7 protein-coding genes and 1 pseudogene are annotated in these 11508 nt (G+C 52.0%); 4 read left to right on the top strand and 4 right to left on the bottom strand.

Features of this window, described 5'->3' with window-relative positions; translation table 11 throughout:
- Window positions 1–1251 (top strand): annotated as a pseudogene (locus J2T58_RS10785) (hypothetical protein); the annotation flags it as partial.
- A 186-nt stretch (window positions 1252–1437) separates the two neighbouring features.
- Here the strand turns inward: J2T58_RS10785 and J2T58_RS10780 are convergent.
- From J2T58_RS10780 to J2T58_RS10765, 4 genes are all read right to left on the bottom strand, one after another.
- Window positions 1438–2160, bottom strand: coding sequence for a hypothetical protein (locus tag J2T58_RS10780; RefSeq protein WP_253489910.1), 723 nt, complete (start codon window positions 2158–2160; stop codon window positions 1438–1440).
- 104 nt (window positions 2161–2264) lie between these two features.
- Window positions 2265–3767, bottom strand: a complete 1503-nt coding sequence (locus J2T58_RS10775; RefSeq protein WP_253489908.1) for a BCCT family transporter — start codon at window positions 3765–3767, stop codon at window positions 2265–2267.
- Between the two features lie 12 nt (window positions 3768–3779).
- Window positions 3780–4586, bottom strand: coding sequence for a universal stress protein (locus tag J2T58_RS10770; protein WP_253489906.1), 807 nt, complete (start codon window positions 4584–4586; stop codon window positions 3780–3782).
- Window positions 4587–4661: 75 nt separating this feature from the next.
- Entirely contained in the window at window positions 4662–6053 is a 1392-nt protein-coding gene (locus J2T58_RS10765; RefSeq protein ID WP_253489904.1) for a PAS domain-containing protein, read from the bottom strand.
- A gap of 184 nt (window positions 6054–6237) precedes the next feature.
- On the opposite strand from J2T58_RS10765, the gene acs reads away from it, so the two are divergent.
- The 3 genes from acs to J2T58_RS10750 all read left to right on the top strand — a co-directional run bounded on the left by acs (window position 6238) and on the right by J2T58_RS10750 (window position 11092).
- Entirely contained in the window at window positions 6238–8130 is a 1893-nt protein-coding gene (acs, locus tag J2T58_RS10760; RefSeq protein WP_253489902.1) for an acetate--CoA ligase, read from the top strand.
- A gap of 30 nt (window positions 8131–8160) precedes the next feature.
- On the top strand, window positions 8161–9405 hold the full coding sequence (locus J2T58_RS10755) for an L-lactate MFS transporter (protein ID WP_253489895.1): 1245 nt from the start codon (window positions 8161–8163) through the stop codon (window positions 9403–9405).
- 103 nt (window positions 9406–9508) lie between these two features.
- Window positions 9509–11092, top strand: a complete 1584-nt coding sequence (locus tag J2T58_RS10750; RefSeq protein WP_253489891.1) for a DEAD/DEAH box helicase — start codon at window positions 9509–9511, stop codon at window positions 11090–11092.
- Window positions 11093–11508: the final 416 nt, after the last annotated feature.

Below are 11508 nucleotides of genomic sequence, written 5' to 3'. Positions count from 1 at the left end.
AATGCAGGTGACGAATCAGCCGGAGCAGAGACAGGTGGGGATGCAGATGCATCAGATGGAGATAATGCAGGTGACGAATCAGCCGGAGCAGAGACAGGTGGGGATGCAGATGCATCAGATGGAGATAATGCAGGTGACGAATCAGCCGGAGCAGAGACGGGTGGGGATGCAGATACATCAGATGGAGATAATGCAGGTGACGAATCAGCCGGAGCAGAGACGGGTGGGGATGCAGATACATCAGATGGAGATAATGCAGGTGACGAATCAGCCGGAGCAGAGACAGGTGGGGATGCAGATGCATCAGATGGAGACGCAGATCCAGCTAACAAAGAAGCCGGAGGCGACACCGGAAATGATGTCCACGAAGACACAGGAGAAGAAGCTGGTAAGGAAGCCGGCGATAAATCCGGAAATGATCTCGGAGAGCAAACAGGAGAAGAAGCCGGTGAGGAAACCGGGGATAACTCCGGGAATGATCTTGGAGGAGAAACAGGAAAAGAAACCGATGAGGAAACCAGTGATAACTCCGGAGATGATTTCGGAGATGGCGTTGGAGAACAAGACAAAGAAGAAGCAAATGACGAAGCTGGGGAATTAATCGGTGAAGAGATCGGAGACGAGGCTGAGTTTGTGGCTGGTGATGAAGAGGACGTTACAATCCAGCCGCAACTGTTCTATGAGCCCGTTATCCCAGATGTTATAGCATCAATCCAAACTGATATTTCCAGTCTTGACTACGGCGACTTAGAAGTCGGGAAAGAGAGTTGGGCAACAGAATACCCAACGGTGCGTAATACCGGAACTGTTCCTGTATACATTACCATTCAGCAATGTAACATGGGGATTGATGAAGATCATATCATCTATGGAGCACGACTTGGAGAGAATGGAGAGACAGTATATTTCTCACCGAATGAGCTTGTGATACTGCCAGAAATTCTTGAGGTTAATGCAACAAGCACGATATTGTTCTCAATAACCGTATCAGGAGGAGAAGGACCGATCCAGGGGAGCCTCTGGATAGACTGCATCCCCGCAGAAGAAGAGGAGGTTGAAATAGAAGAAAAAACCGAAGCAGTAAGTGACACAGAAGATACTACCGGAGATGAAACCGGTGAGGAAACCGGGATCAAAGCTGGCGACGAAGCCGAAGCCGAAGATGAAGATGAAGACCAAAACGGTGAAGAGACTGGCTTTTACCCCTTAGACCAGGTCCCGGATGAAGGTATAGCTATTGAAACAACCTAAGAGGGTGATCGATATCAGGATTATCCTCACATTCTCCTTTTATAATACCATACCCAATCCATGATACCTTCCAGTTGGATCAGAAAGAACAGGACGTATGTATCGGGGTATCAACGTACGAAGCTCATTCCATCGGAGGGGGTTTGAAAAAAGAAATGGGTTTACTTCCCCGGCAAGGGGGCTGTTTTATTTCGATCCAAAGATACCATGGACGAACCTTGATATCTTCTCCACGAGCGACTCCTCTGATACCTTTTCAGGAGCCTTCTCCTGTGGAGGTGCAGGAGGGGTCTCTTTCTTTTCCACAGCAGCCTTCACCGGAGAGCCTTCTATCGTAAACGCCCCAGGCTTATACATGGAAACATGCGCAGATCCTCCGGATTTGAGACCAAATTGAGGTATCACATAGTTTCTGCCATAGATATCTTTGTCCCCGACTTTTGATGAGGATAATGCAGTTCCTGTACCCTCTCCGGGGATCAGGTACGTGCGGCTGTAGGCATCCGGGACCCTCTCCCGGGCCGTCATAACAGGTGGCTTCCTGACCGCCTCTTTCTTCACGGGAGAGACCGGCGATGCCGCACCAGGCAGCAGATACTCCCGGCTGTAGAGGTCACGCTCCTTTGTTCCTTTGGGCACCAGGGATATGCCGGATCCACCCTTCCCTGCAACCAGGTACTCGCGGCTATAGGCATCCCTCTCCTTCATAGCAGGTGAAGACACCGCCTTCTTTCCGGCAGAGCGTGATGCCGAAGCCACGGCCATACGATACTCACGGCTGTAAATATCCCGGCTTTTTGCAGATGCCACGTATCCGGAGCGAGGAGATGTTCTCTGTCCTTTCATCATCGAGCCGGGCATGATATACTCCCGGCTATAGAGATTCAGTGATTCCCCTTTCTGGGTCATACATCTCCTACAACATCCCGATATATATATTTATTCAAATTAGATTTATCGAATATATGCAGCGTTTATTTAAAATAGAGGCAGATGGAGGATGTACTCCCCCTTCATTTCTCTACCCGATCCTTCTCCTGCGAAAGGCCAATCCAGAGTGTATAACAGAGGATGATCATCACGATCATAAACGGGAATGCCGCTGTGATCGCCATCATCTGAAGGGCATCAAGCCCCCCGGTCAGAAGCAGGACAATCGCCACCGTTGAGAGAGAGAGGCCCCAGATCACTTTTTTGTACATCGGAACGATCATACTCCCCCCTGAGGTGAGGGAGCCGAGCACCACCGTCGCCGAATCAGCCGAGGTGACGAAGAAGACGATCAGGAGGAGGATCACAATGAGGGAGAGAAGTCCGGATACCGGGTACTGTTCAAGGAATACAAAGAGAGCAAGCGAGACATCCTCACCGGCAACGCGTGCGAGATCGACTCCCTGCTCCAGCTCAAGATACAGCGCCGACCCCCCAAAGACAGAGAACCAGATGAAGGTGAAGAGGGTCGGGACAGAGAGGACAGTGAGGACAAATTCACGAATCGTCCGGCCACGGGAGATTCGGGCGATAAAGAGTCCGACGAAGGGCGACCAGGAGATCCACCATGCCCAGTAGAAGACCGTCCAGTCTCTGCTCCATTCATACCCGGCAAAGGGATAGGACTGGAGACTGAGATCAATGACATTATTGATATATCCTCCGAGGGTGGAGGTGAAGATATTGAGAATATAGGGTGTCGACCCAAGCGAGAGGATGAAGAGAAGAAGGATTGTCGCGATGATGATATTAATTTTGGAGAGTATCTGAACACCCTTCTCGACACCAAGGATTGCAGATGCCATAAAGAGGGCAGTGGCAATGACGATGATCCCAATCGTTACCGAGATTGCAGACGATAATCCATAGAGATGGGTAAACCCTGCATGAATCTGGAGGGCACCAAAGCCAAGAGAGGTCGCTGTCCCAAAAACCGTTGCAAAGACGGCCAGCACATCAACGAGCTTGCCGGGCATCCCGTAAATTCTCTCCCCAAGTACAGGGTAAAAACATGAGCTGATCAGCGCAGGCATTCCCCGCCGGAACGAGAAGTAGGCAATCGAGAGGGACACGATGGTGTAGATAGCCCACGGATGAATGCCCCAGTGAAAGAAGACATACCGCATCGCAAATGATGCTGCTTCCGGGCTTGAGGAGGTCAGGAAGGGCGGTGGCATGAGGAAATGGAGCAGCGGCTCAGAGACACCCCAGAATATGAGTCCAATACCCATTCCTGCTGCAAAAAGCATCGCAATCCATCCAAAGAAGCTGTATTGAGGCCTCTCTGCATCATACCCAAGCTTGATCGTTCCATACTGTGAAAGAGCAATTCCCAGTACGAAGATAAGAAAGAAGAACGCAGATATGAGATACAGCCAGCTGAAATAATCAAGAATTCCGGCATGGATAGATTGCGATACCGATTCGAGCAGATCGGGGGTGATGATCCCGACCGCGATGAAGAAGAGGATAATCCCGGATGAGAGAAGGAAAACGGACTCTCTTTTCATATAATCAATCCACATACAAACCTCCGGTTATGGTACAAGGAAGATCGATGCCCTGGATGAGGTGACGATCCTCTCTGCGGTCTCGCCCATTGGTGCAGAGAAGAAGGCGGGCTTCTTTCTCCCAAGGACGATCACATCGGCACTGATCTGGTCTGAGACCCGCAGCACTTCAGATGACGGATCACCAATCACCTCTTCTGAGGTGACGCGGCCATAGTAGGGGCGAAGCTCCTCTTCAACTGCAGTAAGCTTCTCATGCAGACGTCTCTTTTCTATCTCCTCGGCAAAGGGATCCGCCATCCTCCCCCTCACATGCAGGATATGGCACCACCCCCCTTGAAACTCCATCAGATACGGGATTGGACGGGTGGATGCCTCACCGAAGTCGGTTGCATACAGGATGATCAGATCTTCCCGTGTGATCACCGCCTCATCACCAGGAAGGCGGGGTCTCACCTTATGGACAAAGACCGGAATATCTGAGAGGCGGAGGAGATCCCTTGATATGCTGCCAAGGAGCATCGTCCCGATCTGCCAGCGCCGTTTCGTCTTCATATAGATCTCATCAGCACCCTCATGCAGTGCCGCTTCAGCAATGGAAGAGGCGATATGATCGGCCCCCATCTTCACCTCCACATCAAGACCGAGCTCCTCCAGTGCCTCTTTGAGGATCATCAGCCAGGAGATATCAGATCCCCGGAAGAATGAGCCCGCCTCAGTGACATGGAAGAGGCAGATGGAGTTGGACCCAAGGTTCTTCAGGATCTTTCCGATTTTTTTTATTTCCTCTGGTCTCTCCCCATATGAGACCGGAATCAGTGTTTTTTCAAACATTCCATCCACTCCGGCGAAAAGACGGGAATGAACCCGTCAGATACTGATTTCTAATCCTTTCGGGCTCGGAAGCCTTTAATGTATTTCTTCTCTGTGACCAGCCTCTATTGGCCGTGCGATTGAACAGAAGTACATTTTGTCGAGGAAACGAACAAATGTCCGGGCAACATCCACCGGGAATATCTCCCCATTGCGCCGTCGATGGATCGATTCAATCCTCTCCCTTCTCCCAGGGTATCCGGCAGACCACATCTCCCCCCATCGCTTCTTTGAGATTGAGGGATTGATCTCATAGACATACAACCCTGTCAGTTCCTCCTGGGAATACCCAAGGAGGATAGAGGCCGTCTGGTTTGCCCGGATGATCCTCCCCTCCTCATTAAAGAGAAGGATCGAGTCGGAGGCATGATCAAAGGCATACTCAATGAAAAGGAGATCCCGCTCGAGATCCTCTTTCTCCCGGATCGTCGCCATCAGCATCCGGTTCGCCTCCTGCATCGATCGGGTCCGCTCTTCGATGAGCTCTTCAAGATTCCTGTGGTACTGGTCGAGCTTCTCGCGGCAGGTGATGAGCTCGGTGATATCACGCCCGACTGCATGGTAGATAATCACCCTCCCCTGATCATCGAAGATACCGTGGATACTCCACTGCTCCCTCCCAAGAGTTCCATCAGTCCTGATCACCGGGAGAGTTGCTTCTGCAGAGGGCGAGGTGATGGTAATACCTCCGGGAAGTGAGGCGATCATGTCATGGGCAGTCGCAGGGAAGAATGACCGGAAAGCCATTCCATGTATCTGATCCTCACTTCGCCCTGCACGGATGGAGAACGGAGTATTGAGGTATGTCACCGCCATATCAGGACTGAGATGAAGAACAAATTCGGTCTGTCCTCTTGTCAGAGCCTCGTACTGCTTTTTGTATCGCTCCTGTTCCGTCCTGGCATGGTACTCACCTGTTTCATCATAGAAGGCGAGTGCCGCCCCGTCCCGTCCGGTATCAAAGACGACAGGTATCCCGACGATTCGGAGGACGAGTTCCCGCTTTCTGATCACCGTCCTGACCGGGAGCGACCCGGATATGCCCTGGACCGCGTCATGGCAGATACGGGTGATCTCCGGGTTATTGAAGAGTGAGATTGGAATTTCCTCGATCACTTCTCCATAAATGACATCAAGAGAACAGCCAAGAAGGTGAAGAACACCTTCGGTCACCATGACGGCATGGAGCCGGGCGTCGGTGATGATGACAGGGGCTGGCCAGTAGCTGATCAGGGAGGAGACAGGCACCCGTTGAACGAGGAAATAATTCTTTGCCGTTCCGATCTGCTTTCGATCCACATCACCTTTGAGTTTGAGAATATCCAGGTACTTCGCAGCGGTATTCCGATGGAGATGCAGTGCAGATGATATCTCCGTGATACTCATCCCTCTTGGATAGCGTTTGAGAAGCTCCTTTATCTGAATCATTTCTTCATTATTTACGGTCATTAGCAGAGACCCCCAAGAACCCCGCACTTTATTATGCAGTGCATATGCGTTCAACAAATATAACCTTTATCACATATCAGATTCAACCAGAGTGTGTAAGCACTGCAAATAGATCAGGGAGACCTGATCCAGCATCCATGCATACTGCATGGGGGAGAAGACAATGGCAGAATCTTTCGATGTGAAACTCGAATCAAAGACCTATGTGCCCGATCCTTCGTACAAGGAGGCATCGAACATCGGTGATTATAACGAGGCATACAACCGCTATCTCAAAGACCCGGATGCATTCTGGGAGAAGATTGCAGAAGAGCTCACCTGGTTCAAACCATGGGACAAGCTGAAAGAGTGGAGCCACCCGTATGCGAAATGGTTTGTCAACGGCAAAACCAACATCACCTACAACTGCCTCGACCGGCATGTCAACAGCGAGCGGAAGAACAAAGTTGCCCTGATCTGGCGTGGAGAAGAGGAAGGGCAGGAGCGGATACTCACCTACCGGCAGCTGCACCGCGAAGTCCAGAAATGTGCCAATGCATTAAAGAGCCTTGGTGTCGGCAAAGGGGATACGGTCTGTATCTACATGCCGCTTGTTCCCGAGCAGATCGTCTCAATCCTGGCCTGTGCCAGAATAGGGGCAGTCCATAGCATCGTCTTTGGAGGGTTCGGCGCAGCAGCATTAAATACCCGCATACGCGATGCGGCCGCAAAAGTCGTTATCACCAGCGATGTCGGATACCGCCGTGGAAAAAGGGTCCCCCTCAAATCGATCGTCGGCGATGCAGTCGTCAATGCCCCGAGTGTGGAGAAGATCGTGGTGTTACGGCGTGAGAAGCCCCAGGTTGAACTTGTCTCGGAGATGGAGATCGACTACCATGAACTCATCGAATCCGCTGACAAGATCTGCGAACCTGAGGTGATGGATGCTGAGGATCCGCTCTATATCCTCTATACATCCGGAACGACCGGCCAGCCAAAAGGTATCGTCCACACCACAGGAGGGTACATGGTAGGGACATACTATACCACAAAGTATGTCTTCGACATGAAGGAGAACGATGTTCACTGGTGTACTGCTGATCCGGGTTGGGTCACCGGCCACAGCTATATCGTCTACGGGCCGCTTGCGGTGGGGGCAACCATCATGATCACCGAGACTGTCCCCGACTATCCGGATCCAAGCAACTGGTGGAAGATCATCGAAGACTTTGGTGTCACTATCTTCTACACCGCACCAACTGCGATCAGGATGTTCATGAAGTTCGGTGAGGAGTGGCCAAACAAGGCGAACCTGGACTCGCTTCGGATCATCGGATCGGTCGGAGAGCCCCTCAACCCCGAGGCGTTTGAGTGGTATCACCGGGTGATCGGAAAGTCGCAATGTCCAATCCTGGATACGTGGTGGCAGACCGAGACGGGGATGCACATGATCACAACGATGGTTGGTGAGCCGATGAAGCCCGGCTTTGCGGGTCGTCCGATCCCCGGCGTCCAGGCAGATGTCGTCGACAAGGAAGGGAACCCGGTACCGCCAAATGTCGGCGGACTCCTGGTCCTCAAAGAGCCCTGGCCATCGATGATGAGGACGGTTCATAACAATGACGAGCGGTACCGCCAGTACTGGGAGACGATCCCCCCATACTACACCGCAGGCGATCTCGCTGTCAAGGACAAAGACGGGTATATCATGGTACTTGGGCGTGCCGATGATATCATCATCGTCGCCGGCCACAACATCGGAACCGCCGAGGTTGAGAGTGCCCTCGTCTCCCACGAAGCGGTCGCAGAGGCGGCTGTCATCGGTAAACCCGATACGATGAAAGGGCAGGCGGTCAAGGCCTTCGTCATCCTCAGGCTTGGTCATGAGCCGAGTGAGAAGCTCAGGAACGAGCTGATCTACCATGTCAGGATGAGTATCGGCCCAATTGCAATGCCGTCTGAGATCGATTTCGTCCCCTCCCTGCCAAAGACGAGGAGCGGAAAGATCATGCGGCGTGTCCTGAAGGCTCAGGAGATGGGAATCGATCCAGGTGACATATCGACACTGGAAGAGTAAACACCCCCCACCTATTTATCCGGTTATACCATGCATGATAAACACATACTCGGACTCCCGGTAGAGCGTGGGCGCTGGCTCTACGTTCTGCTCGGGTTGATCATCAATATCTGTCTTGGAAGCATCTATGCATGGAGTGTCTTTGTCAGACCTCTGACAGACTACTTCATCACTGATCTCGGAAAGACGGTGACCTCAAACGAGATCCTGATGCCTTTTTCGGTCTTCCTTGCAGCATTTGCCATAGCGATGCCACTGACAGGGAAGTACATCGATCAATGGGGACCCAGGAAGACAACCATCGTCGGAGGGTTGCTCACCGGGCTTGGCTGGCTGCTGGCATCAATGGTAACATCTGTTGAGATGCTCTATCTCGTCTATGGTGTGATCGGTGGTGCAGGAGTCGGGATCGCCTATGGCGTACCTGTCGCTCTTGCCACACGCTGGTTCCCGGACAAGCGTGGTTTTGCCGTCGGGCTTGCACTGCTTGGATTTGGGTTTTCAGCATTCATATCAGCAAACATCGCCGGATACCTCATCCCGCTCATTGGAGTGATGGACACATTCCGGGTCTTTGGTGTTGCATTCCTCGTCATCATCACGCTCTGTGCACTCCCGCTCAGATTTCCTGAGCCAGGGTATGCACCTCCGGGCTGGAGACCTGCCCCATCAGCGATTGCTGAGACCTGCGAGTGCGATAGATCCCAGATGATCAGGACCCCGACCTTCTATGGGCTCTGGATCTGCTACTTCATCGGCTGTCTCGCCGGGTTGATGGCGATATCCATCGCTCAGCCGGTCGGAGTCGAGGTGGTTGGGATCGCTCCGGTACTTGCAACAGCACTCGTCGGGGTCTTTGCCATCTTTAACGGAGGAGGGCGCCCCTTCTTTGGATGGCTGACGGATTTCCTCAGACCGGCCCGGGCGGCAGTTATATCCTTCCTGCTGATCGCAGGTGCCTCGATGATGCTCTGGGTTGCTCCCTCTCAGATCACCTACATCATCGCATTCTGTCTTCTCTGGGGATGCCTGGGCGGATGGCTTGCCATAGCACCGACAGCGACCGCACGGTTCTTTGGAACCTGTGACTATCCGCGGTGTTACGGACTTGTCTTCCTTGCCTATGGTGCGGGTGCCATCGCCGGTCCTCAGCTTGCCGGGTTTATCAGAGACTCTACGGGAAGTTACCTTGGAGTTTTCCCCTATATTATCGGCCTGGCGGTCATCGGTGCGCTTATCGGTCATTTCCTGCTCAAGCCGATAAACAGCAGGTAGCATTCCAAATCCCTCTTTTTATGAAAACTATTCAATCATTTTCTGGTCCGGATATCTCCCCTATCCAAAGATACTAAGTCCTCAGAGAATGATATAGTACCTAATGGAAGAACCAAAAAAATTTTCGGATTTTTCAATATCCCAGGACCTCCTCAAGGCCGTTGCGGATATGGGCTTTGAAGAGGCGACACCAATTCAGTCGATGGCAATCCCTCACATTCTTGAAGGGAAAGATATCACCGGCCAGGCACAAACCGGAACCGGAAAGACCGCTGCTTTCGGCCTCCCTCTCATCGAGATGATCGATCCCGACAACCGCGATGTCCAGGCACTCGTCCTGGCACCGACCCGGGAACTTGCAATACAGATTGCAGAAGAGTTTGCACGTTTTGGCCAGTATAGAAAAGGCATCTCAATTGTTCCCGTCTATGGCGGACAGCCAATCGAGCGGCAGTTCCGGGCACTTCGGGCTGGAGCACAGATCGTTATCGGAACGCCCGGCCGTATCATGGATCACATGGAGCGCAAGACCCTCAGCGTCGCCAATCTTCGCTTTGTCGTTCTCGACGAAGCAGACCAGATGCTTGACATGGGATTCCGTGACGACATCGCACGTATCCTGAAGTCATCGCCAAAGGGAAGGCAGACACTCCTCTTCTCGGCAACGATGCCCTCCGCAATCCTGGATCTCTCCAAGAAATACCAGAAGAACCCCGAGTTCATCAAGGTTGTTCATGCTGAGATGACTGTTCCCCAGATAGAACAGTACTATCTTGAGGTCAAAGACCGGCAGAAACTCGATGTCCTCTGTAATCTGATCGACATCCAGAATCCCGATCTTGCCATGGTCTTCTGCAACACGAAGCGTGCCGTCGATGATGTCACATCACGGCTCCAGGCACGTGGATACTTCGCCGACGCACTCCATGGCGACATGAAGCAGACCCAGCGGGATCGCGTCATGGGGAAGTTCCGGAAGAGGCAGATCGATATTCTGGTTGCAACTGATGTTGCGGCACGCGGCCTTGATATCAGTGAGATCGATACCGTATTCAACTACGATGTTCCGCAGGATGTTGAGTATTATATTCACCGTATCGGGCGGACGGCCCGGGCAGGCCGGGCAGGATCCTCATTCTCATTTGTTGCACCAAAAGAGATCTATAAACTCCGCGAGATCCAGAGGTTCGCAAAGATCAAGATCGTCCGGATGGCCCTTCCAACACCCGATGATGTCGAGGCATCACAGGCACGTGTCCTCATCGATAAAGTGAAGGAAGTCTGTGAGACCGGGCTTGGCGAACGATTCATCCCCCATGTAGAGCAGGCACTGGAAGAAGGTCTTACCTGTATCGAGATTGCCACTGCACTTATGAAGATCCATCTTGGCGGACGTGATACCGAGGAGCGGACCTATGGCAATGAGGGAGGCACAATTGAACCGGGTATGGCACGGCTCCGTATATCAATCGGAAAAGACCGCCAGATCAGGGCAAAGGATATTGTTGGCGCTATTGCAGGTGAGACCGGTCTTCCGGGACGATCCATTGGTGCAATCGATATCTATGAGACCTTCACCTATGTCGATGTCCCTGCGGAGAATGCACGGGAAGTTGTCGAGATAATGAAGGATAGAACAATTCGTGGGCTCACTGTTGAGATATCACGGGTTGAAACAAAGAACTAACCCTTTTTTAATATGGTGATCATCAACCTTTTCGATGATCCACGATAATTTTTTCACTTTCACCCTCCGCTGCATGCTGCTATATACCCTGCGGAGAGAGTAGTACCTGCCAGAGTGTCGGGAACAACCGCACTCCCTGCTCTCTGCACCAACCCCAATTTCGACCCCCTCTTTTCTTTATTCAGGAGAGCGATCAGGGAAGGCGTGATAAAAGGTACTCCTCTCAGAAGGAATCAGTACATGAAAAAAGGCATTGCATCCGCTCCTGTATGATAATTATTAGAATAAACGGTAATGCATCCGCTGTTGTGTTTCGTTTTGATAAGAAGAAGTGGTATTGGCAGCGTTGAACAGTTCCCGAGGACTCTCGTACCTCAGTACAGTGTTCGACGCAGGTGGGCTTAACTGCCGGGTTC

The organism is Methanocalculus alkaliphilus, assembly GCF_024170505.1.
GTDB lineage: Archaea > Halobacteriota > Methanomicrobia > Methanomicrobiales > Methanocorpusculaceae > Methanocalculus > Methanocalculus alkaliphilus.
This window is presented reverse-complemented; position numbering and strand designations above follow the sequence as displayed.